The sequence below is a fragment of the Streptomyces sp. NPDC025651 genome, from assembly GCF_055558735.1.
On sequence record NZ_JBVHLZ010000003.1, the window covers coordinates 603,406 to 626,831 of the forward strand.

Annotated in this window: 14 protein-coding genes; all 14 read right to left on the reverse strand. The window is 72.8% G+C overall.

Annotation, left to right across the window (positions count from 1 at the left end; translation table 11 throughout):
- Positions 1-16 precede the first annotated feature (16 nt).
- Entirely contained in the window at positions 17-1,417 is a 1,401-nt protein-coding gene (locus ACZ4D5_RS14950; RefSeq protein WP_467772766.1) for an MDR family MFS transporter, read from the reverse strand.
- Complete coding sequence (locus tag ACZ4D5_RS14955) at positions 1,414-11,397, reverse strand: amino acid adenylation domain-containing protein (RefSeq protein WP_467772767.1); 9,984 nt, start codon at positions 11,395-11,397, stop codon at positions 1,414-1,416. The genes ACZ4D5_RS14950 and ACZ4D5_RS14955 overlap by 4 nt, the downstream gene beginning before the upstream one ends.
- Before the next feature lies 1 nt (position 11,398).
- Positions 11,399-12,184, reverse strand: a complete 786-nt coding sequence (locus ACZ4D5_RS14960; RefSeq protein WP_467772768.1) for an ABC transporter ATP-binding protein — start codon at positions 12,182-12,184, stop codon at positions 11,399-11,401.
- The gene (locus ACZ4D5_RS14965; protein WP_467772769.1) at positions 12,181-13,176 is read right to left on the reverse strand and encodes a FecCD family ABC transporter permease; all 996 of its coding nucleotides are present in this window, start codon (positions 13,174-13,176) and stop codon (positions 12,181-12,183) included. Before ACZ4D5_RS14965 ends, ACZ4D5_RS14960 begins: the two co-directional genes overlap by 4 nt.
- Before the next feature lie 2 nt (positions 13,177-13,178).
- Positions 13,179-14,201, reverse strand: a complete 1,023-nt coding sequence (locus ACZ4D5_RS14970; RefSeq protein WP_467772770.1) for a FecCD family ABC transporter permease — start codon at positions 14,199-14,201, stop codon at positions 13,179-13,181.
- Positions 14,198-15,193, reverse strand: a complete 996-nt coding sequence (locus ACZ4D5_RS14975) for an ABC transporter substrate-binding protein (protein ID WP_467772771.1) — start codon at positions 15,191-15,193, stop codon at positions 14,198-14,200. The genes ACZ4D5_RS14970 and ACZ4D5_RS14975 overlap by 4 nt, the downstream gene beginning before the upstream one ends.
- 72 nt (positions 15,194-15,265) lie before the next feature.
- A complete protein-coding gene (locus ACZ4D5_RS14980) occupies positions 15,266-16,114 on the reverse strand; it encodes a siderophore-interacting protein (RefSeq protein ID WP_467772772.1) in 849 nt (282 codons plus the stop codon).
- Positions 16,111-16,350, reverse strand: a complete 240-nt coding sequence (locus ACZ4D5_RS14985) for a phosphopantetheine-binding protein (protein ID WP_467772773.1) — start codon at positions 16,348-16,350, stop codon at positions 16,111-16,113. The genes ACZ4D5_RS14980 and ACZ4D5_RS14985 overlap by 4 nt, the downstream gene beginning before the upstream one ends.
- 275 nt (positions 16,351-16,625) lie before the next feature.
- Positions 16,626-17,225 (reverse strand): histidine phosphatase family protein, encoded by a 600-nt coding sequence (locus ACZ4D5_RS14990; protein ID WP_467772774.1) that lies wholly within the window; start codon positions 17,223-17,225, stop codon positions 16,626-16,628.
- A 4-nt stretch (positions 17,226-17,229) separates the two neighbouring features.
- Complete coding sequence (gene gnd, locus ACZ4D5_RS14995) at positions 17,230-18,105, reverse strand: phosphogluconate dehydrogenase (NAD(+)-dependent, decarboxylating) (RefSeq protein ID WP_467773030.1); 876 nt, start codon at positions 18,103-18,105, stop codon at positions 17,230-17,232.
- A 15-nt stretch (positions 18,106-18,120) separates the two neighbouring features.
- The gene (gene pgi, locus ACZ4D5_RS15000; protein ID WP_467772775.1) at positions 18,121-19,785 is read right to left on the reverse strand and encodes a glucose-6-phosphate isomerase; all 1,665 of its coding nucleotides are present in this window, start codon (positions 19,783-19,785) and stop codon (positions 18,121-18,123) included.
- Positions 19,778-20,728: a glucose-6-phosphate dehydrogenase assembly protein OpcA gene (gene opcA, locus ACZ4D5_RS15005; RefSeq protein ID WP_467772776.1), complete on the reverse strand. Its 951-nt coding sequence runs from the start codon at positions 20,726-20,728 to the stop codon at positions 19,778-19,780. Before opcA ends, pgi begins: the two co-directional genes overlap by 8 nt.
- On the reverse strand, positions 20,725-22,263 hold the full coding sequence (gene zwf / locus ACZ4D5_RS15010) for a glucose-6-phosphate dehydrogenase (protein ID WP_467772777.1): 1,539 nt from the start codon (positions 22,261-22,263) through the stop codon (positions 20,725-20,727). The genes opcA and zwf overlap by 4 nt, the downstream gene beginning before the upstream one ends.
- Complete coding sequence (tal, locus tag ACZ4D5_RS15015) at positions 22,260-23,399, reverse strand: transaldolase (protein ID WP_467772778.1); 1,140 nt, start codon at positions 23,397-23,399, stop codon at positions 22,260-22,262. The genes zwf and tal overlap by 4 nt, the downstream gene beginning before the upstream one ends.
- Between the last annotated feature and the right edge of the window lie 27 nt (positions 23,400-23,426).

Here is a 23,426-nt window from a genome sequence, read left to right on the forward strand (position 1 = left end):
CGGGCGGGTCGCGGCGTCAGGACTTCCCGGCGTGCGTGCGGGGCAGCCGCGTGGCGCCCGCCGCGGCGAGCAGGCAGAAGCCGAGGACCCACCAGAAGGTGTCGGCGAACGCCCAGGAGACGTCCGCCCCGCGGGCCGTCAGCCGCTGCTCCAGGACCACGGCGAGTGCCGCGGTGCCCAGCGAACCGCCCACCGTGTTCAGGAGGTTGAGCGCTCCGGCCGCGCGCGGGATCTGCGCGGGCTCGATGCGGCTGTAGACGATGTTCATGACGGGCGCGCCGATCATGGCCATCCCGACGCCGCGGACCGCGAGCGCCGCGGCGATCACGGCGTCCGCCGGGTCGTGGCCGAGCTGGGTGAACGGGACCGTGCCCACCAGGATCAGCGCGATGCCGGTGACGACCAGGGTGCGGGGCGCGACCTTGTCGATCGTGCGGTTCACCAGGACCGAGCCGGCCGCCGCGCCGATGCCCTGCGGGGCGAGCAGCAGACCCGCCTCCCAGGCCGTCAGGCCGCGGCCCGTCTGGAAGTACAGCGGCAGCAGGAACATCGTGCCGAACACCGAAGCGCCCAGGACGAGCAGCGCGAGGGCGGCGGCGCCGAAGGGCGGCCGGGCGAACAGGCGCGGGTCGACCAGCGGTGTGCCGCTGGTCCGCAGTCCGTGCACGGCGAACCCGACCAGCATCGCCAGGCCCGCCACGATGCCGATCACGGCGGGCAGGGTGCGGCCGTGGGCGACCTCGGTCAGGCCGTACACGAGGACCGCGAGGCCGGGCGAGAGCAGCGCCGCGCCGCGCAGGTCGAACGCCGTCCGCCGCGGCGAGGGCGGCACCACCGGCACATGACGGCGGGCCAGCAGGATCGCGGCCGCGCCGATCGGCAGGTTGACCAGGAACAGCCACGGCCAGGGCGCGACCCCGAGGATGGTGCCGCCGACCAGCGGGCCGAGCACCGGGGAAAGCAGCGGCACGACCGAGACGACGCTGATCACCCGTCCGGTGCGCTCGCGTCCCGCGATCCGGGCGAGCAGCGCCTGCCCCGTGGCGGGAAGCAGTCCGCCGCCGAGGCCCTGGATCACCCGGAACACGATGAGGCTGGTCGCCGACCAGGCCAGCGCGCACAGCAGCGAGCCGAGCAGGAACACGCCGACGGCGACGAGCCAGGTCCGCCTGCCGCCGAAGCGGTCGGCGAGCCAGCCCGACGCGGGCACGGCGCCCACCACCGCGAGCAGGTAGGCGGTGGACACCCACTGGATCTCGGCGACGGACGCGCCGAACTCCTCGGAGAGGGTGTCGATGCCGACGCTGACGATCGTGGCGTCGATCGTGGCCATGAACGTGCCGAGCACGAGGATGAACGCGATCCGCAGCAGCGGCGCGTCCACCCGCGCGGGCGGGGGTGCGACCTTCTCGCTCACGCTCGCTCCAGGAGGTCGCGCACGGCGTCGTCGAGGTGGCCGCCCAGGGAGCGGAGCACGGCGAGGAGTTCCTCCGCGAGCCCGGCGACCTCCACTCCGGCGCGCCGGGCGAGCACGCCCGTCCAGCCGTCGCCGTCCGGCATGACCGTCAGGGTCACCGGGTGGTGGGTGGACTCGCGGAAGCGGGTGCCGACGACCGTGAGGCCGGGGGCGGGTTCGCGCAGGCGGTCCGGGTCGACCGGGTAGTTCTCGAAGACCACGAGGCTGTCGAAGAGCCTCGCCCGGCCGGTCAGCCGCTCCAGGTCGGTGAGCGCGACATGGTGGTGCTCGACCAGCGTCCGCTGCCGGGCCTGCAGGTCCGCGAGCGTCTCGGCGAGCGTGCCGTCCAGACGTGCCCGTACGGGAACGGTGTTGGCCAGCAGACCGATGATCTCCTCGACGCCCTCCAGCTCCGGCGGGCGGCAGGCGACCATCGCGCCGAAGCAGACGTCCGTACGCCCTGAGCGCCGGGCGAGCAGCACCGACCAGGCGCCCTGCACCAGCGTGTTGGGCGTCAGGCCGCGCCGTGCGGCGAGGTCGGTCAGCCCGGACACGAGGTCCGCGTCGAACGTGATGAGCTCGGGCTCCTGCCAGGCGGGGCCGGGATCGACGTCGCCCACCAGGTAGTCGCCCTCGGGCAGACCCGCCAACTCGGCGGCCCAGGCCCCGAGTTCGGGTTCGTTCCCGGCGCGCCAGTTCAGGTAGTCGGCGAACGGCACCGGTGCGGGCAGGTCCGCCTCTCGGCCCTGGACGCGTGCGGTGTAGAGGGTGAACAGCTCGGTGAGGATGCGCGGCGCCGACCAGCCGTCGGAGAGCACGTGGTGCGTGGTCAGCACCAGGTCGCAGAGTTCGGCACCGCGACGGATCACGGTCAGCCGTACGAGCGGACCCTCCGTGAGGTCGAACGGCTCGGCCAGATCGGCCGCGAGGACCTCGTCGGCGGGGCCGTCGGTCACCCGGAAGTCCGGCAGCGGCTCCTTGGGGATCACCGCGAGGCCGGCGGGGAACACGGCGCCCAGGTTCGGGTGACGGGCCAGCAGGTCGCCGCCCGCGCCCCGCAGGGCGTCGACGTCGAGCGGCCCGGCGAGCGAGAACGTCGACTGCACGGTGTACGGGTCGGGGCGCTCGGTGCGCGAGTGCCGCAGCATCACCTCCTGGAGCGGGGTGAGCGGCTGGACCTCGGCGACCGGGCGGTCGCCGCCGAGCGCGCTGATCTCCGGTGCGGCGGCGGTGCGTTCGGCCGCGGTGCGCAGGTGCCCGGCGAGCTCCTCGATCTCGGCGCCGGTGAACAGCGCCGACGGCCAGGTGATCCGGATCCCGAGCGCGTCGTCGCGCACCAGGGCGTTGACCATCAGGCTGTGCGGCAGCGGCATCCCGCCGGTGCCGCCGGAGCCGAGCGGGTCGGCGTCCGGGGCCGGCTGCCACGGCGTCTCCTCGGTCGGGGCGCCGGGGAACTGCCCGAGGTAGTTCCAGGCGACCTCGGGCTCCACGGGGTCGAGGAGACCGGCCGAGGTGAGGATGCCGTGGCCGAGGCCGTCGCCCTGGGCGCGCAGCCGCTCGCCGACCGCGCGGACGTCGTCGCCCGCGTCGAGCCGAATCGGGTGGACGGCGGTGAACCAGCCCACCGTCTGGGAGAGGTCGACCTGCGTGGGCCTGCCGTGGCTCTCCAGTGCGACGAGCAGCTCCGGCGTGCCGCGCCAGGCCTCGACCGCCTGGGCGAGCGCGGTGAGGAGCACGGCGTCCGGGGTGGTGCGGTAGGCGGCGGGCAGCGTCGTGACCAGGGCACGGGTCGCGTCCGCGCCGAGCCAGAGCTCGTGGTGCGCGGCGGTGGCCGCGGTGTCCCGTGCGGGGTCGAGCGGTGCGGTGAGCGCCTTGGTGGCGGTCATCCGCTGCCAGTGCGGCAGTTCGGCCCGCCGGTCGGCCTCGCGCAGGGACCGCGCCCAGCCGACGAACGACTGACCGTGCCGGGTCAGCGTGCCGCCCGAGTAGGCGTGCTCGACGTCGTCGAGCAGGACGCGCCAGGAGACGCCGTCGGCGACCAGGTGGTGGGCGATCAGGACGAGCCTGCCCGGGCGCTGAGGCCCGGCGTCCACCCACAGGGCGCGCAGCAGCGGTCCCGTGCGGGGGTCCATCGCGTCGAGGACCTCGGTGACGCGGGAGGCGATCAGTGCGCGCAGGTCGTCCGTCGCCGGTACCCGGGTCAGGACGTCGGCGCCGGTGACGGCACCGGCCTCCGGCACGCGCAGCGCGTCGTCGACCAAGTGGGCCCGCAGCACGTCGTGCCGGGCCAGGAGGGCGTCGAGCACGGCCCGCCAGGTCGGCTCGTCGCCGCCCGGCGGGACACAGATCTCCACCCACTGGCAGAACCCGTCCGCCGCGGTGCCCGCGCGGCGCAGCAGGTCCTTCATGATCGGGGTCAGCGGCGCGTCGCCCGTCGCGGGTGCCGTGCCGCCGTCCAGGGCGCGGGCCCGTGCCGCGATGCCGGCGACCGTCTCCCCTTCGAAGACGTCCCGCGCGGTCAGGCCGAGGCCCCTGCGCCGGGCGCGGGAGACCACCTGGAGCGAGACGATGCTGTCGCCGCCGATGGTGAAGAAGTCGTCGTCGGGCCCGATGTCCTCGGTGCCCAGGACGTCCTGGAACACGCCGAGCAGGATCGCCTCGGCCTCGGTGGCGGGCTCGCGGCGCTCGGCGGTGGCGGTCTCGGGCGCGGGCAGCGCGGTGGGGTCGAGCTTGCCGCCGGGGGACAGCGGCAGGTGGTCGATCTCCACGTACGCCGTGGGCACCATGTGGTCGGGGAGTTCGCCCGCCAGGTACTCGCGCACCTGCGCGACGTCCAGGTCGGCGCCGTCGGTCGGGATGAGATAGCCGACGAGGCGGTCCTCGCGCACGATCACCGCGCTGGCGCGGACGTCGGGGTGGCGGGTCAGCGTGGACTCGATCTCGCCCAGCTCGACGCGGAAGCCGCGGACCTTGACCTGGTGGTCGACGCGGCCGAGGAACACGATCTGTCCGTCGGGCCGCCAGCGCACGAGGTCGCCCGTGCGGTACATCCGCTCCCCCGGCGCGCCGAACGGGTCGGCGACGAAGCGCTCGGAGGTCAGGCCGGGGCGGCCGAGGTAGCCGCGGGCCACGCTGGGTCCGCCGAGGTAGAGCTCGCCCGTGACCCCGACGCCGACGGGCTGGAGCCCGCCGTCCAGGACGTAGGCGCGGACGTTCGGGTCGGGGCGGCCGATCGGCAGCGGTCCCTGGTCGTCCTCGTCGTAGTGCCAGGTCACGGAGTTGATCGTGACCTCGGTGGGTCCGTAGGCGTTGAAGAGCGCCTTGCGGCCCTTGCCCCAGCGGCGGGCCAGCTCGGGGTCGAGCCGCTCGGCGCCGACGACGAAGAACACGTCGTCGGGGACCGTCCGGTCGTCGGGCATCGCGGCGAGGAACGACGGCAGCAGGTTGACGCCCGTCACGCGGTGCTCGGCGATGTAGTCGAGCAACTCGTCGCCGGGGACGCGCACTTCCTCCGGCGCGATCACGGACGTACCGCCCGAGAGCAGCGGCACCATGGTCTGCCAGAACGCGACGTCGAAGCTGGTCGAGGCGAAGTGCAGATACCGGTCGTGCTCGGTGACGCCGACGACCTCCTCCTGCAGCGCGATCAGGTCGGGCACGCCGCGGTGGGTGACGCCGACTCCCTTGGGGCGCCCGGTGGTTCCCGAGGTGTAGATGACGTACGCGAGGGCGTCGTCGGTGAGCTTCGCGCGCGCCTCGGCCGGGTCGGTGTCGGGCACGGAGGCGAGCGTGGCCGGGTCGTCCAGGCGCAGGACCGGGATGTCGCGCTCGGAGGGCACCTCGGCGCCGGTCGTCAGGGCGGCGGCCGGGACGATGTCGTCGATCATGTACGCGAGCCGCTCGCGCGGGTAGCTCGCGTCCATGGGGACGTACACCGCGCCCGCCTTGGCCACGCCGAAGAGCGCCACGGTCATCTCGATGTCGCGGCCGAGGAGGACGGCGACCGGGTCCTGGGGGCGGACCCCGCGCTCGATCAGCGCGTGGGCCACGCGATTGGCCTGCCGGTCGAGTTCGGCGTAGGTCAGGCTGCGGTCGCGGCAGACCAGGGCCTCGCCGTCGGGCTTGTTCCGCACCCAGGCGTCGAACTCCGCAAGCCAGTGGCCGCGGTCCTTGGCGGGGACGACCTCGGTGCCGGTGCGCAGCATCCGCGCCCGCTCGTCGGCGTCGAGGCAGGGGATGCGGATCGCGGGGCGCACCGGGTCCTCGACGATCTCCTTCAGGAGGGTGTGCAGCCAGCGGCCGTAGTCGCGGACGGTCTCCTCGGCGAAGGCGTGCGGCTGGTAGCCGAGGCCGATCGTGATCTCGTCGTCGGGGATGACGATCACGGTGAGGGCGTAGTGCGTGGCGTCGGTGATGTCGACGCCCACGAGGTCGAGCCCGGGGGCGAGCGGGGTGCGCCTGCGGCTGGAGAGCGGGAAGTTCTCCATCACCAGCATGGTGTCGAAGAGTTCACCGACGCCCACCGCGCGCTGGATCTCGGGCAGGCCGACGTGGTGGTGGTCGGCGAGCGCCACGCTCTCGGCGTGCACGTCGGCCATCAGGGCCTGTGCGGACTGGTCCTGGGTGTGTCGCACGCGGACCGGGATGGTGGTGCCGAGCTGGCCGACCATCGACTCGACGCCGTCGACCTCGGCGGGCCGCCCGGAGACGGGGCAGCCGAACACGACGTCGCGGCGCCCGGTGAGCCGGCCGAGGAGCAGGCCCCAGGCGGTCTGGAGGACCGTGGTCAGGGTGACGCCCTGTTCGCGGGCGAACGTGCGCAGCCGGTCGCTGAACTCCTCGCCGAGGCCGACACTGACACGCCCTGGCCGCTCGACGGCGGTGCCGACACTCGCGGGCGCGAGGCGCGTCGCGTCGTCGACGCCGGCCAGCGCGTCGCGCCAGGCCTGCAGCGAGGCCGCGTGGTCGCGGTCCGCCAGCCAGCGGAAGTACTCCGACAGCGGCGGGGAGGTGGGAGCGGCCGGGCCGCCGCCCAGCTCGGCGTAGATGGCGAGGAGGGTGCGGCCGACCAGCGGCATCGACCAACCGTCCAGCAGGGCATGGTGGTTGGTGATCACCAGCTTGTGCTCGTCGGGGCCGGTCCGGGAGAGCAGGAAGCGGATCAGCGGCGCCTTCGCCGGGTCGAAGGGCCGCGCGAACTCCTCGCGTACGGCGTCCTCGAACCGGTCGTCATGACGCCAGTCCAGGGTGACGTCGGCGGGGATCACCTGCACGACGTCGTCCCCTGCCGTGCCCAGGTACACGCGCAGCGCGGAGTGGCGGCGCAGCAGTTCGCGCGCGGCCTCGGCCATGCGGTCCGCGTCGAGCTCGCCGACGAGGGTGGTCACGGCCTGGACGACGTACACGTCGGTGTCCTGGTCGTCGCGGACCAGGGTGTGGAAGGAGAGGCCGACCTGGAGCGGGGTCGCGGGCAGGACGTCGGCGATACGGCCGACGCCTTCGGTGCCTTCGAGGGCGTCGATGGCCGCCTGGTCGAGGTCGACCAGCGGCAGGTCGGAGGGGGTGAGCCCGCCGGTGGTGTGGCGGGCGTGCTCGGCCAGCGCCTCAAGGGCCGTGGCCCAGGCGGTCTGGAGGGCGGCCACGGCGTCCGTGCCGAGCACCTCGGTCGCGGCGGTCCACTCGACGGCGAGCTGCGGCGAACCCTCCTCGTGCACGAAGCAGTTGAGGGCGAGGATCTGTTCGAGGGCCTTGGCGTCGGGCTCGGTCACCGAGAAGGCGTCGCGCTCCGGCAGGCGCCAGCCCGCGGCGGGCTGCGCGGCGAAGCGGCCCAGGTAGTTCAGGAGGACGTCCGGCGGCGGGGCCGAGGTGAACTCGGCGTCGACGGCCGGGTCCAGGGTGCGCAGCACGCCGTAGCCGATGCCGCCGTCGGGGACGCCGCGGCGGGCCTCCTTGGCCGCGCGCAGCACCCGCCCGACGTCGCCGGCGGAGGGGACGCGCACCGGGTACTCGCTGGTGAACCAGCCGACCGTGCGGGCCAGGTCGAGGTGTTCGCGGCCGTGGCCCTCCATCGTGACGGTCGTCGCGTCGCCGCGAAGGCCCCACTCTCGCAGGGCGAGCACGAGGGCGGCGAGCAGGACCTCGTCGACGCCGGCGCGGTAGGCCGCGGGCAGCGTGGTGAGCAGCGCCTCGGTGACCTCGGGCGAGGCGACGGTGACCGACCGGTGGGCGGTGGCCACGGTGTCCCGCGTCTGGTCGAGGGGGCGGGCGCCCAGGCGGGAGGCCGAGTCCAACGCCGTGCGCCAGTAGGCGAGTTCGTCCTGTCGCGCGCCGGACGCGCCCTGCTCGGCGAGGAGCAGCGCGTGCCGCCGCCAGGAGGCGCCGACCGGGTCGAGCGTGCCGCCGGTGCAGGCGGTGTGCAGGTCGGGCAGCAGGACGCGCCAGGAGACGCCGTCCATGGCGAGGTGGTGGACGACGACGACAAGCCGGTCGGGGGTGCCGTCGCCGGTCCTCACGAGGGTGGCGCGCAGCAAGTCGCCCGAGCGCGGGTCGAGTTCACCGGCGAGGTGCTCGGCCAGCTCGGTCACGTCCTCGCCGTGCACCTCGTTGACGACGGCGCGCACCGCCCCGCGGGGCAGCACCTCCAGGCCCTCGTCCGCGCGCAGCCGCAGCGCGTCGTGGTGGTCGAGCACTGCCTGGACGCCCCTGGCCAGGTCGTCGTGGGCGAGGTCGTCGACGCGCAGGGCGGTCCACTGGGCGTATCCGGCGACGGTGTCCACGTCGGGGTGGGGGTCGAGCAGGGCGCGCACGATGGGCGGCGCGGGCACGGACCCGGTCGGGTCGTCGACGGGCCCGGCGGTGTCCTGGACCACCTCGGCGGACGCGGCGAGGGAGGCGAAGCTGCGGCGGGCGAGCAGGTCGCGCGGGCGCAGTTCGAAGCCCTTGGCCCGAAGCCTGCTGCTGACGGTGATCGCGGTGATGCTGTCGCCGCCGAGGGCGAAGAAGTCGTCGTCCACACCGACCCGTTCGACCTCGAAGACCTCGGCGAGGACGGCGCAGAGCAGCTTCTCGCGCTCGGTGCCCGCCTCGCGGCCACCGCCGGAGACGGCGGGCGCGGGCAGGGCGGCGCGGTCGAGCTTGCCGTTGGCCGTGACCGGCAGTTCGTCGAGGACCACGACCGCGGCGGGCACCATGTGCTCGGGCAGCCGCTCGGCCAGGTGGGCGCGGACCGCCTCGGGGGTGGCGGAGGGCGACACGACGTAGCCGATCAGGCGGCCCGAACGCACCGTGGCGGCCGCCGCGGTGACGGCCGGCACGGCGCCGAGGGCGGCCTCGACCTCGCCGGTCTCCACGCGGTAGCCGCGGATCTTGACCTGGCCGTCGCCGCGGCCCAGGTACTCCAGGCCGCGTCCCGGCAGCCATCGGACGACGTCGCCGGTGCGGTACATCCGCTCCCCCGGCGCGCCGAACGGGTCGGCGACGAAGCGCTCGGCGCTCGCGCCGGGCCTGCCGAGGTAGCCGCGGGCCAGGTGCGGCCCCGCCAGGTACAGCTCGCCCGCCGTGCCGTGCGGCACGGGCTGCAGCGCGTTGTCGAGGACGTATGTCCTGGTGCCCGCGAGGGGGTGGCCGATCGTCGGCTCGTCGCCTTCGATCCGGGCGGTGGTGGCGTCCACGGTCGCCTCGGTCGGCCCGTAGATGTTGCGCGCGGGGACGCCGGACTCGACGACGCGGCGCCACAGCGCGGGCGGGGTCGCCTCGCCGCCGAGGACGAGGAGGGCGGGGCGCCGGTCGAGGAGGCCGCCGTCGATCAGGGGCGCGGCCATCGAGGGCGTGGTGTCCACGACGTCGATGCCGTCACGGACGTACGCGGCGAGCAGGGCGTCGGCGTCCCGGGCCGTCTCGGCGTCGTAGACGTGCAGTTCGTGCCCGCACAGCAGCCACATCAGGTGGTCGAAGGCGGAGTCGAAGGCGAACGAATACGTGTGGGAGGCGCGCAGCGGCCGGTCCGCGGACCGCTCGGCCTCGGCGACGACGGTGGAGCGCTGGTGGTGCAGGAGCGAGGCGAGGCCGCCGACCCGGCCGAGGACGCCCTTGGGGCGGCCGGTCGACCCGGAGGTGTGGATCACGTAGGCGAGGTGCTCGGGGTGACGGGGCGCGGCCAGCTCGTCGGTGTCCAGCGGCGCGTCGGACAGCTCCGCGGCCTCGGCGAGCAGCGTCGTCCAGGGCAGCCCGTCGACCGTGCCGTCGGTCAGGACGAGCGCGGGACGGGTGTCGTCGAGCAGCTCGCGCAGCCGCTCCGGCGGGTGCGCGGCGTCCAGCGGCTGGAACGCGGCGCCCGCGTCCATGACCGCGAGGAGGGCGACCACGGAGTCGGCCGAGCGCGGCAGGGCCAGGGCCACGATGTCTTCGGTGCCGATGCCGCGGGCCCGCAGCGCGCGGGCGACGCGGTGCACGCGGCCCGCCAACTCCCCTGCGGACAGGCGTACTTCGCCGCAGACCAGGGCGGTGCGGGCGGGATCGGCCGCGGCCATCGCGGCGAAGGCGGTCGGTACGTCGACGGAGGTGCCGGGCACGGCGGGCGGAGCCCAGTCCGCGAGGAGCCCCTCGACGTCCTCGGCCAGGGCGACGCGGCCCACGGGCAGGCCGTCGGTGAGCCCGGTGAGCAGGGCACGCAGCCCGGAGAGCTTGGCGTCGACCATGGCCTGGTCGGTGCCGCGGGCGTCGACCTCGAAGCCGAGCAGCAGTCCGCCGTCACGGGTCGGCAGGACGCTCAGGCCCATGTCCTCGGGCGGGCCTCCCGCGACGTTGCGCATGACGCCGGTGGACCCGGCGAAGTCGATCGCCAGGTCGAACGCCTTGAGGTTGATGCCCCGTCCGTGCAGCAGCGCGCCCGCGCCGGGCACGCCGAGGTCGCGCGGCAGGTCCTCGCCGCGGTAGCGCTGGTGGTCGCGCATCTCCTTCATCGCGGCGGCGACGCGTCGGCTCAGCTCGCCGAGGCCGTCGCCCGCGCCCACGGTCACCCGCAGCGGCAGCACGTTGACCGCCATGGAGGGGGTGCGCAGTTCGATCGAGCCGGTCCGGCACATCAGCGGCAGCGCGAACACGACGTCGGTGCGGCCCAGCATGCGGTGCAGGAACGCGGCGTAACCGGCGATCAGTGCCTCGCCCCAGGTGACGCCCTCTCGCTCGGCGAACTCCCGCAGCCTGGCCGTCTCTTCGGGCGGCAGGACGGCGCGGGCCGTCAGGGTGGTCTCGGGCGGGCCCGCGGCGGAGTCGGAATTTCCGAGGTTCCCCAGTTCGGGGAGCGGGGTGAACCGCTCGACCCAGTAGGCGCGGTCCTCGGTGAAGCGCTCGCTCTCGCGGTAGGCGCGGTCGGCGGCGACGAGGTCGGCGAAGGAGCCGAAGGTCGACTTACGGGGTTCGGTGCCGTTGACCAGCGCGGTGTAGCGGGCCGCGGTGCGGCGGGCGAGCATCGCGGCGGTGTAGCCGTCGAAGATCAGGTGGTGGCCGAGCTGGGTGTACCAGACCTCGCGGTCGGAGAGCTTGATGACGGTGCGCGAGTAGAGCGGGATGTCCACCATCGTGCGGCAGGCCTCGCCGGTGCGGGCCCGCTCGGCGACCACGAACGCCTCGGCGGCAGCCCGAGGGTCGGCCTCGCCGCCGAGGTCGACCACCCGGGGCGCCTGGACGGGCTCGTCGCCGATCCGCTGGCGCGGGCCCTCGGGGGTGTCGTACACCCGAAGGCGCAGGGTCTCGGCCTCCTCGGTGGTCGCCCTGACCGCCTCGACCAGCGCGTCCACGTCGACGGGCTCGTCGCCGGATATCTCCACCACGTCGCCGACCACGTAGTACGGCGAGTCCGGCTCCAGGCGCTGCGCGTTCCAGATGCCCAGCTGGGCGCTGGTCAGGTCGAGCAGTCCCTCCGAGGACACGATGGTGCTCAACTCACTCTCCTTGCAGTGTGGGGACGACCATCGGCGTGTCCGTCACGGGGTCGGGGATGATGACGTTCGGCAGGTCGAAGACGTCCTTGATCAGCGCGGCGTCCACGATGTCCGTGGGGTCGCCCTCGGCGATCACGCTGCCGTCCTTCATGGCGACCAGGTGGTCGGCGAACCGGCACGCCTGGTTGATGTCGTGCAGGACGGCGATGACCGTGCGGCCCTGGTCGCGCAGCTTGGCCAGCAGGCCGAGCAGTTGGTACTGGTGGGTGATGTCCAGGAAGGACGTCGGCTCGTCCAGGAGCAGGTAGGGCGTCTCCTGGGCGAGCACCATGGCCATCCACACCCGCTGCCGCTGTCCGCCGGACAGCTCCTGCACCGGGCGGTCGGCCAGGTCGGTGACGCCCGCGGCGATCATCGCCTCGGCGACGGCCTCCTCGTCGTGCTTCGACCACAGGGCGAGCATCGACTGGTGCGGGAAGCGGCCCCGGCCCACGAGTTGGCGGACCTTGATGTCGTCGGGGGCCTGCGGGTCCTGCGGCAGGAAGCCGAGCTGCTTGGCGAGCGCCTTGCCGCCGTAGCCGCCGACGTCGCGGCCGTCCAGCTCCACCCGCCCCTCGTCGGGGCGCAGGAGGCGCACCAGGGCGCGCAACAGGGTCGACTTGCCGCACCCGTTGGGGCCCACGATGGCGGTGAACGCGCCGTCGGGGACGTCGAGGCTCAGCCGTGTGGACACCACACGGTCTCCGTAGCGCAGGGTGATGTCCCGCGCGGTCAGGCGTGCGGTCACGCGCGCCTCACCTCCTTGGTCAGCAGCCAGATCAGGTAGCAGCCGCCGATCGCGGTGCTCACCACGCCGACGGGCAGCGAGACGGGCGCGAGCAGCATCTGCGCGATCAGGTCGGCGCCGAGCAGCAGCACCGATCCGGTCAGCGCGGCGGGCAGCAGGGGCACTCCGGCCGCGCCGGCGAGGCGGCGGCCGATCTGCGGGGCGGCGAGCGCGATGAACGCGATGGGCCCGGCCACCGCGGTCACCGTGGCGGTGCAGCCCACGCCGACGAGGACCATCAACAGCCGCAGCCTGTCGAGTCCGACGCCGGTGGCGACCGCGACCGCGTCGCCGAGCGCCGCCTGGTGCATGGCGTGCGCGCGGGTGGCCATCAGGGCGAGCAGCACACCGATGACCGTGAACGGGATGCCCAGGTCGTCCCAGCCCACGTTGTTGAGGGAGCCCGCGCTCCAGCCGACCGCGGCGATCGCCACCTCCAGGTCGGCGCGGAGCACGATCCAGGAGTTGATCGCGGTGACCATCGCGTTGATCGCGATGCCGATCACCACGAGGCGCATTCCGGAGAAGCCCTTGTCGAACGAGAGCAGATAGATGGCGGCCGCGACGACGAGTCCGCCGACGACCGAACCGGCGGCCAACTGCGCGGACGTGCCGGACAGGACGGTCAGCGCGACCAGGGCGCCGGTGTAGGCGCCCGCGTCCAGGCCGATGACGTCGGGGCTGCCCATGGGGTTGCGGGTGAGGTTCTGGAAGATCGCCCCGGCCACGCCGAGGGCGGCGCCGAAGACGAGCCCGGCCAGGACCCGAGGCATCCGCCAGTCCCAGATCACCACGGAGGGTTCGGCCCCGCTCAGCACGGAGAACACCTCGCTGGGCGAGGACCAGGAGGCGCCGTAGCACAGCCCCAGCAGGCCGAGGCCGAGGATCAGGGGGACGAGTACGGCGACGAGCACCACCGTGCGGCGTTCGACGCGCAGTCCGAGTACGTTCACGTTCACAGCGACCCCGCCCCGTAGCGACGGACGGCCCAGATCAGCATGGGGCCGCCGAGGAAAGCGGTCACGATGGCCACCGGCACCTCGCCGGTGGGCAGCAGGATCCGCGAGCCGATGTCGGCGATCAGCAGCAGGATCGGGCCGAGGACCATCGTGTAGAGGACGAGCCACGGCACCGAGCCCTGGGCGGGCTTGCGGACCAGGTGCGGCACGATCAGGCCGACGAACAGGATCGGCCCGGCCACCGCGGTCGCCGCGCCGCTGAGGACGGTGATCAGGACGAGGGTGAGCCCCCGTACCCGGTTCACGCTCGCGCCCAGGGTGCTGGCCACGTTCTCGCCGAGCGAGAGGGCGTTGAGGGCGCGGCTCATCAGCAGCGCGCCGACCAGGCACACCCCGATCGCGGTCAACGGCAGGGCCAGCGGCGCCTGTTCGCGGGCCGCGAGCGAGCCGACGGACCAGAAGCGGTACGTGTCGAAGGTGTCGGGGAGCATCAGCCGCATGCCCAGCGCGACACCGTTCAGGATCGCGGTGAGGGCCACGCCGGTCAGGACGAGGCGCAGCGGCGAGCGGCGTCCGACCGCGGCGACGAGCACCGCGGCGAACACGGAGCCGATGATCGCCCAGCCCAACTGCCCGGCCTGGCCCACGGCCAGGCCGAGCCCGGAGCCGACCGTGACGGCGAACCCGGCGCCCGCGGTCACGCCGAGGATGCCGGGCTCGGCCAGCGGGTTGCGGGCGAGCGTCTGGATCAGCGCGCCCGCCACCGCGAGGGCGGCGCCCACGGCGATGGCGAGCAGCGCGCGGGGCGCCCTGACGTCGCGCACGATGACGTGGTCGTCGGTGCCCTGGTAGTCGAGCAGCGCGCGCACGACCTCGGCGGGCGAGATGTGGCGGGCGCCGACGCCGATGCTGACCACGGCGACGACCGCGAGCAGCACCAGGCCGGCGACCAGCAGGCCGGCCTGTGGCGCGGCCCGCCCGCTTCCCGCCGCCGTGGACGTGCGGCCTGCGGCGGTCACCGCTTCAGCAGAGGCGCGAACGACTTGTCGATCGCGTCCAGGGTCTGCACGGCCTGCCCGTAGGTGGCGGCCTCGGTGTAGCGGATCGGGAAGGTCTTGCCGGCCTTGACGGCGGGCAGGTTCTTCCAGAGCTTCGACTCCATGACGTACTTCACGGACTCGGGGACGCTGCCGTCGGCGTTGACCGAGTACGTGATGGCGTCGGCCTTGCCGAGCGCGTCGGGGAGCTCTTCGAGGGAGGGGTACTCGCTGACCGCGCGCGAGCCGGGGCCCTTCTTCTTGACCTTGCCGTAGTACTTCGCGCCGACGTCCTCGGCGACGTTGGTGCCCCAGGAGCCGCCGAACTCGCGCTGCCAGGTGCCCTTGGCGCTCTCGCCGAACGCGCCGACGTGGCCCATCTTCAGCTCGGGCAGCACGTTCTCGTACTTCTTGGCCAGCTTCTTGGCCTTGGCCTCGTACTTGGCCTGGACGGCGTCGAACTGCTTGAGCGCGCCCGCGGCGTCAGCCTGCTGGCGGGACTGCTCACGCCACGCGGACGGCACGGTCGGGCCGATCGCCACGACGGGGGCGATGCCCTCCAGGCGCTTGACGTCGATGTCGCCGAGCACCGGGGCGGGCACACCGATGACGATGAGGTCGGGCTTGGCCTCGGCGATGGCCTCGTAGTTGGTCTCGGTCGCCAGCTCGCCCGCCACCTTGGGGGTCTTCTTGTACGTGGCGAGGTCCTGCTTGCTCATCATCGGCTCGCCGCGCTTCCACGACGAGATGCCGACCAGCGGGGCGTGCGCCTCGATCATGACGGGCACGGCGTAGCCGGTGGCGACCACACGCTTCGGGTCGTCCGGGATCTTGATCTTGCCGTTGTCGGCCTTGAAGACCCGCGTCTTGCCGCTGCCCGCGTCGTCCGACCCGCCGTCCGACGAGCCGCACCCGGACAGGGCGAGGGCCAGTGCCACGGCGCCGATCAGACCCGACGATCTGCGTATGGACATGTGTTGCTCCTTGTTCTTCATGGACGGCTCGCCGTGGCCCGGCGGCCGGTGGCTCAGTGGTCGGCGGCCGGTTCAGTGGTCGTCGTCGAAGTCGGCGACGCCGCGCTTCCAGTAGCCGGTGATGTCGTGGTCGGCCTTGTCCAGGCGCAGTTCGTCGCGGACCCAGCGGCGCAGCGGCTTGATCTGCCCCGCCTCGCCCGCGGCCCACACGTAGACCCGCTCGCCCTCGGGCACGGTGACCGCCATCGCGGCCCGTGCCAGTTCGTCGCCGGTGCCCGCGGGGCGTTCGCCGCGGTGCAGCCAGCGCACCTCGACGCCCTCGGGGGCGAGCAGCTCGATCTCCTCGGCGGCGTCGGCGACTTCGACGAACGCCCAGCCCTTCGCGGTCCTGGGGAGTTCCTCCAGCCAGCGCGCGATCGCGGGCAGCGCCGTGATGTCGCCGACGAGCAGGTAGCGGTCGTAGGTGTGCGGGACGATCAGGCCGCCGGGCGGGCCCGCGACGTGGACGGCGGTGCCCTCCTCGACCGCGCGGGCCCAGTCCGAGGCGAGGCCGCCGTCGTGCAGGGCGAAGTCGAGGTCGATCTCGGCCGTGACGGGGTCGTAGCGGCGCACGGTGTACTCGCGCGAGGTGGGCGAGGGCCGCGGCCAGCGCAGCATCGTCCCGTTCCGCTCGGGCAGCCGCAGCGAGCCGTCGGGCTCCGGGAAGATCAGCTTGACGTGCTCGTCGGGCGAGTGCGCCTCGAAGCCCTCGGCCCCGGGGCCGCCCAGGGTCACCCGCAGCAGGCCGCTGCCGACCATGGCGGTGCGGACGACCTCGGTCTTGCGTACGTGGATCGGGTAGCCCACCTTCTCGGCCTGCCGCCCGGCCCTGACCTCGGCTATGCGCTCCAGGTGCCGGTGGCGGTGGTCCTCGCGGGTCATGCCTTCTCACCCGTCAGCAGGGCCGTCCAGTGCGCGAGTTCGGGCTGCTCGGCCAGGTCGGGGAACTCCACCGTGGTCGCCCCCGCGGCGCGCCAGCGCTCGATCAGCGTCATGATCCGCATCGAGTCGAGGCCGTGGTCGAGCAGGTTGTCGTCGGGCGCGAGCTCGGCGGGGTCGCAGTCGAGCAGCTCCGCGACATCGGCGCGGATCTTCTCGGCTGACAGGCTCTGACTCATCGGGAGGGCTCCTGCGGGGGTCGGTGACGGCAGCGGGGCCGGCGCTGCATTCCAAGCCGACATGCACCACCCCCGGTTGACTAGGCAAGGCTAACCTAACTAACCAGCCAAAGCGTACGCAAGTGATCTTCATCGCGCCCGGCCTCGCCTGAACTCGCAGTAACGCACGCGAACATACGAAAGGCGCCCGACTGGGGCTTTTGCCCGTCAGGCGCCTTTCTTGAGGCATGCAGACCGTCGATGCCGGGGCGGTCAGGCCACCGCTCTTGAGGCGGTCACGCCGTCGGCCGCACGTTCCACGCCGCGACGACAGGCCTGCCGTGTTCCGTCGACAGACGGCTCACCGTGCCCGTGGCCAACTGGAACAGCCGCCCCTCGGCGGGCGCGAGCCCGAGGCGGCGCGCGGTGAGCACCCGCAGGAAGTGCGCGTGCGCGACCAGGACGACGTCTCCCTCGTCGGCCGCGAGCGCCGCGTCCACGCGGGACAGGACGCGGTCGGCCCGCTCCCCCACCTGCGCCGGGGACTCCCCCGGCTGCCCCTCGGCGCCCGGCGGCACGCCGTCCGTCCAGAGGTCCCAGGCGGGCCGGGTGCGGTGGATCTCGCGGGTGGTGATGCCTTCGTACGCGCCGTAGTCCCACTCGTGCAGGTCGTCGTACGGGGTGGCCCCCACCAGGCCCGCCAGGTCGGCGGTGCGGACCGCGCGGCCCAGCGGGCTGGTGAGAGCGAGGGCGAGGGTCCGTCCGGAGAAGAACGGGGCCAGCGACTTGGCCTGTTCCTCGCCGTGCGCGGTGAGGGGCTTGTCCGTCCAGCTGGTGTGCTGCCCGGACAGGCTCCACTCGGTCTCGCCGTGGCGGACCAGCAGGAGGTCACCCATGGCGCTACTTCTTCTCCACCGCGTGGCCGCCGAACTGGTTGCGCAGCGCGGCGATCATCTTCATCTGCGGCGAGTCCTCCTGGCGCGAGGCGAAGCGCGCGAAGAGGGACGCCGTGATCGCCGGCAGCGGCACCGCGTTGTCGATGGCGGCCTCGACGGTCCAGCGGCCCTCGCCGGAGTCGGCGGCGAAGCCGCGCAGCTTCTCCAGGTGCTCGTCGTCGTCCAGGGCGTTGACGGCCAGGTCCAGGAGCCAGGAGCGGATGACCGTGCCCTGCTGCCAGGAGCGGAAGACCTCGCGGACGTCGGTCACCGAGTCGGCGGCCTCGAGCAGCTCCCAGCCCTCGGCGTAGGCCTGCATCATGGCGTACTCGATGCCGTTGTGGACCATCTTGGAGAAGTGGCCCGCGCCGACCTTGCCCGCGTGGACGTAGCCGAAGTCGCCCTCGGGCTTGAGCGCGTCGAAGATCGGCTTCACCTTCGCCACGTTCTCGTCGGAGCCGCCGACCATCAGCGCGTAGCCGTTCTCCAGGCCCCACACACCGCCGGAGACACCGGCGTCGACGAAGCCGATGCCGCGCTCGGCGAGCTCGGCGGCGTGCTTCTCGTCGTCGGTCCAGCGGGAGTTGCCGCCGTCGACGACGACGTCGCCCTCGGAGAGCAGGTCCTTCAGTTCGTCGACGGTCGACTGGGTGGGGGCGCCTGCCGGGACCATCACCCAGACCACGCGCGGGCCTTCGAGACGCTCGACGAGTTCGGCGAGCGACGCCACGTCGGAGACCTCGGGGTTGCGGTCGTAGCCGATGACGGTGTGGCCCGCGCGGCGGATGCGCTCGCGCATGTTGCCGCCCATCTTGCCGAGACCGATCAGACCCAGCTGCATCTCTGCCATGTCAGTTCACTTGCCTTCTGCGGTACGGCCGCGCAGCGCGCGGTAGGTGGCGACCAGGGACTGGGTGGAGGCGTCGAGGCCGGGGACCTCGGCGCCTTCGGTGAGCGCGGGCTCGACGCGCTTGGCGAGGACCTTGCCGAGCTCGACGCCCCACTGGTCGAAGGAGTCGATGTTCCACACGGCGCCCTGCACGAAGACCTTCTGCTCGTACAGCGCGATGAGCTGGCCGAGGACGGACGGGGTCAGTTCCTTCGCGAGGATCGTCGTCGTGGGGTGGTTGCCCTGGAACGTGCGGTGGGCGACCTGTTCCTCGGCGATGCCCTCGGCCCGCACCTCGTCGGCCGTCTTGCCGAACGCGAGGGCCTGGCCCTGCGCGAACAGGTTGGCCATCAGCAGGTCGTGCTGGCCCTCGAGGTCGTCGCTCAGCTCGTCGACGGGGCGCGCGAAGCCGATGAGGTCCGCCGGGATCAACTTCGTTCCCTGGTGGATGAGTTGGTAGTAGGCGTGCTGGCCGTTGGTGCCGGGCGTGCCCCACACCACGGGGCCGGTCTGCCACGCCACGCCCCGGCCCTCGCGGTCCACGGACTTGCCGTTGGACTCCATGTCGAGCTGCTGGAGGTACGCGGTGAACTTGGAGAGGTAGTGCGAGTACGGGAGGACCGCGTGCGACTGGGCGCCGTGGAAGTTGCCGTACCAGATGCCCAACAGACCAAGAAGCAGAGGGGCGTTGGCCTCCGCCGGTGCCGTGCGGAAGTGCTCGTCGACGAGGCGGAAGCCGTCGAGGAGCTCACGGAAGCGGTCGGGCCCGACGGCGATCATCAGGGAGAGACCGATGGCCGAGTCGAAGGAGTAGCGGCCGCCGACCCAGTCCCAGAACTCGAACATGTTGGCCGTGTCGATGCCGAAGTCGGCGACCTTCTCGGCGTTGGTCGACAGGGCGACGAAGTGCCTGGCGACGGCGCTCTCGTCCCCGCCGAGCCCGGCGAGCAGCCAGGAGCGGGCCGCCGTGGCGTTGGTGATCGTCTCGATCGTCGTGAAGGTCTTGGACGCGACGACGAACAGCGTCTCGGCGGGGTCGAGGTCGCGCACGGCCTCGTGCAGGTCGGCGCCGTCCACGTTCGAGACGAAACGGAACGTCAACTCCCGTGCGGTGTACGGGCGCAGCGCGTCGTACGCCATCGCGGGGCCGAGGTCGGAGCCGCCGATGCCGACGTTCACGACGTTCTTGATCCGCTTGCCGGTATGGCCGGTCCACCGGCCCGAGCGGATCCGCTCGGCGAAGGCGGCCATCTTGTCGAGGACGGCGTGCACCTTGGGCACGACGTTCTCGCCGTCGACCTCGACCACGGCGTCGGCCGGGGCCCGCAGCGCCGTGTGCAGGACCGCGCGGCCCTCGGTCGTGTTGATCTTCTCGCCGCGGAACATGGCGTCGCGCTGCCCGAACACGTCGGTGGCGGCGGCCAGTTCCTGGAGGAGGGCGAGCGTCTCGTCCGTGACCAGGTGCTTGGAGTAGTCGATGTGCAGGTCGCCCACCTGGACGGTGTAGCGCCCGGCGCGGCCCGGGTCGGCGGCGAACAGCTCGCGCAGGTGCGTGCCGTCGAACTTGGCGCGGTGGTCCTCCAGGGCGGTCCACTGCGGACGGCGCGTCAGGAGGGGGGTGGTGTCAGGCATGTTGAACGGACTCCTTGGTGGCGGTACCGCCGGAGGCGTCTCCGTGCAGCGCCACGGCGTACATCTCGTCGGCGTCGAGGCGGCGGAGCTCTTCGGCGATCAGCTCGGAGGTCGAGCGGACCTTCAGGGCGAGGGTGCGCTCGGGCTGACCGGGCAGGGACAGGGTGGCGAGGGGGCCCTCGGGGCGGTCGATGCGGATCTCTCCGTTCGCCGTGCCGAGGCGGACCGCGGTGACGACGGGCCCCGCGGTCGTGACGCGCTCGACCGGGACGCCGAGGCGGGCGCCGAGCCAGCGCGCGAGGAGCTCGGCGCTGGGGTTCTCGGCCTCGGACTCGACGGCCGCGGAGACGATGTCGGCGCGGGCCTGGTCGAGGGCGGCGGCCAGCATGGAGCGCCACGGCGTGAGCCGGGTCCAGGCCAGGTCGGTGTCGCCGGGCGCGTAGGACTTGGCCCGGTCGGCGAGGGCCGCGAGGGGGTCCTCGACGGCGTACGCGTCGGTGATGCGGCGGGCGGCGAGCGCGCCGAGCGGGTCCTTCGCGGGCTCGTCCGGGGCGTCGACCGGCCACCACACGACGACCGGGGCGTCGGGCAGGAGCAGCGGCAGGACGACCGAGTCGGCGTGGTTGCCCACTTCGCCGTACAGCCGCAGGACCACCGTCTCGCCGGTGCCGGCGTCGGCGCCGACCCGGACCTCCGCGTCGAGGCGGGTGCCCTGGCGGTCGCGCGGCGAGCGCGCCGTGCGCCTGATGACGACGAGGGTGCGCGAGGGGTGCTCGCGGGACGCCTCCTGGGCGGCCTTCGTGGCGTCGTACGCGTTCTCCTCGTCGGTGACGACCACCATCGTGAGGACCATGCCCACGGCCGGGGTCCCGATGGCGCGGCGTCCCTCGACGAGCGCCTTGTTGATCTTGCTTGCCGTGGTGTCGGTCAGATCGATCTTCATGGCCTGCGCCAGCTCCGTCCGTCTCGTGCGAGCATCTCGTCCGCTTCCTTCGGGCCCCAGCTGCCCGAGGCGTACCGCGCGGGCCTGCCGTGGGCGTCCCAGTGCTCCTCGACCGGGTCGAGGATGCGCCAGGACTCCTCCACCTCCTCCGTGCGCGGGAAGAGGTTGGCGTCGCCGAGCAGAACGTCCAGGATCAACCGCTCGTACGCCTCCGGGCTGGACTCCGTGAACGACTCGCCGTACGCGAAGTCCATGGACACGTCGCGGATCTCCATCGACGTACCCGGCACCTTGGATCCGAAGCGCACCGTCATGCCCTCGTCCGGCTGGACGCGGATGACGACCGCGTTCTGGCCGAGTTCCTCCGTCGCGGTGGAGTCGAACGGGGAGTGCGGGGCCCGCTGGAAGACGACCGCGATCTCGGTGACGCGGCGGCCGAGCCGCTTGCCGGTGCGCAGGTAGAAGGGGACGCCCGCCCAGCGGCGGTTGTCGATCTCCAGCTTCACGGCGGCGTAGGTGTCGGTCTTCGACCTGGGGTCGATGCCGTCCTCCTGGAGGTAGCCCTTGACCTTCTCGCCGCCCTGCCAGCCCTCGGCGTACTGGGCGCGGACCGTGGACTCCTCCAGGTCGGCGGGGAGCCGCACGGACTTGAGGACCTTGAGCTTCTCGTTGACGAGCGACTCGGCGTCGAACGCGGCGGGCTCCTCCATCGCCGTGAGGGCGAGGAGCTGCAGCAGGTGGTTCTGGATGACGTCGCGGGCGGCGCCGATGCCGTCGTAGTAGCCGGCGCGGCCGCCGATGCCGATGTCCTCGGCCATGGTGATCTGCACGTGGTCGACGTAACTCCGGTTCCAGATGGGCTCGTACATCTGGTTGGCGAAGCGGAGCGCCAGGATGTTCTGGACGGTCTCCTTGCCGAGGTAGTGGTCGATGCGGAAGACCTGCTCGGGCGCGAACACGTCGTGGACGATGCGGTTGAGCTCGCGCGCCGACTCCATGTCGTGGCCGAACGGCTTCTCGATGACGGCGCGCCGCCAGGAGCCCTCGGGGGCGTCCGCGAGGCCGTGCTTCTTCAGCTGCTGGACGACCTTCGGGAAGAACTTCGGCGGTACGGAGAGGTAGAAGGCGTAGTTGCCGCTCGTCCCCCGCTTCTCGTCCAGGTCGTCGACGGCATCCCGCAGCTGCTTGAAGGCGGTGTCGTCGTCGAAGTCACCGGGGATGAACCGCATGCCCTCGGCGAGCTGCTGCCAGACCTCCTCGCGGAAGGGGGTGCGGGCGTGCTCGCGCACGGAGTCGTGGACGACCTGGGCGAAGTCCTGGTCCTCCCACTCGCGGCGGGCGAACCCGAGGAGCGAGAAGCCCGGCGGGAGCAGGCCGCGGTTGGCGAGGTCGTAGACCGCCGGCATCAGCTTCTTGCGGGACAGGTCTCCGGTGACGCCGAAGATGACGAGGCCGGAGGGGCCCGCGACGCGCGGCAGACGGCGGTCGCGGGGGTCGCGGAGCGGGTTCAGCCACTCCTTGGCGGTGACGCTCACTTGGTGTCGGCTCCCTTGGCGGTCAGGGCCGTCGAGACGGCGCCGAGCAGGTCGTTCCAGGCGATCTCGAACTTGGCGACGGCCTCGTCCTCCAGCTGCTGGACGACCTCGTCGTAGGAGATGCCGAGCTTCTCGACGGCGGCGAGCTCCGCGCGGGAGGTCTCGTACGTGCCGGTGACGGCGTCGCCGTGGATGTCGCCGTGGTCGGCGGTGGCCTTGAGCGTGGCCTCCGGCATGGTGTTCACCGTGCCCGGGGCGACCAGTTCGTCGACGTACAGGGTGTCCTTGTACGCCGGGTCCTTCACGCCGGTCGAGGCCCACAGCGGACGCTGCTTGTGGGCGCCCGCGGCCGCGAGCTTCGCGGCGCGCTCGGAGGAGAAGACCTCCTCGTAGGCCTCATAGGCGAGCCGGGCGTTGGCGAGGGCGGCCTTGCCCTTGAGGGCCCTGGCCCCGTCCGTGCCGGCCTTGTCGAGGCGCTTGTCGATCTCGGAGTCGACGCGCGAGACGAAGAAGGAGGCCACGGAGTGGATCGTGGAGAGGTCGATGCCGCGCTCGTGGGCCACCTCAAGTCCCTTGAGGTAGGCGTCCATGACGGCCTTGTAGCGGTCCAGCGAGAAGATCAGGGTGACGTTCACGCTGATGCCGAGGCCGATGACCTCGGTGATGGCCGGGAGGCCCGCCGTCGTCGCCGGGATCTTGATCATGACGTTCGGGCGGTCGACGAGCCAGGCCAGCTGCTTGGCCTCGGCGACGGTGGCCTCGGTGTGGTGCGCCAGGCGCGGGTCGACCTCGATCGACACCCGGCCGTCGCGGCCGCCGGTGGCCTCGTACACGGGGCGCAGGACGTCGGCGGCGGCGCGGACGTCGGCCGTGGTCATCATGCGGACGGCCTCGTCGACGGTGACGCCGCGCACGGCCAGGTCGGCGAGCTGGTCCTCGTAGCCCTCGCCGGAGCCGATGGCGGCCTGGAAGATCGACGGGTTCGTGGTGACGCCCACGACGTGGCTCTTCTCGATGAGCCCGGCGAGGTTGCCGGACTCGATGCGGGTCCGGGACAGGTCGTCCAGCCAGATGGAAACGCCCTCGTCGGAAAGGGACTTGAGGGGTTCGACGGCGTTGCTCATGGTGTTCGTCATCTTCTTTCGGTGGTGCTCGGTACGGAG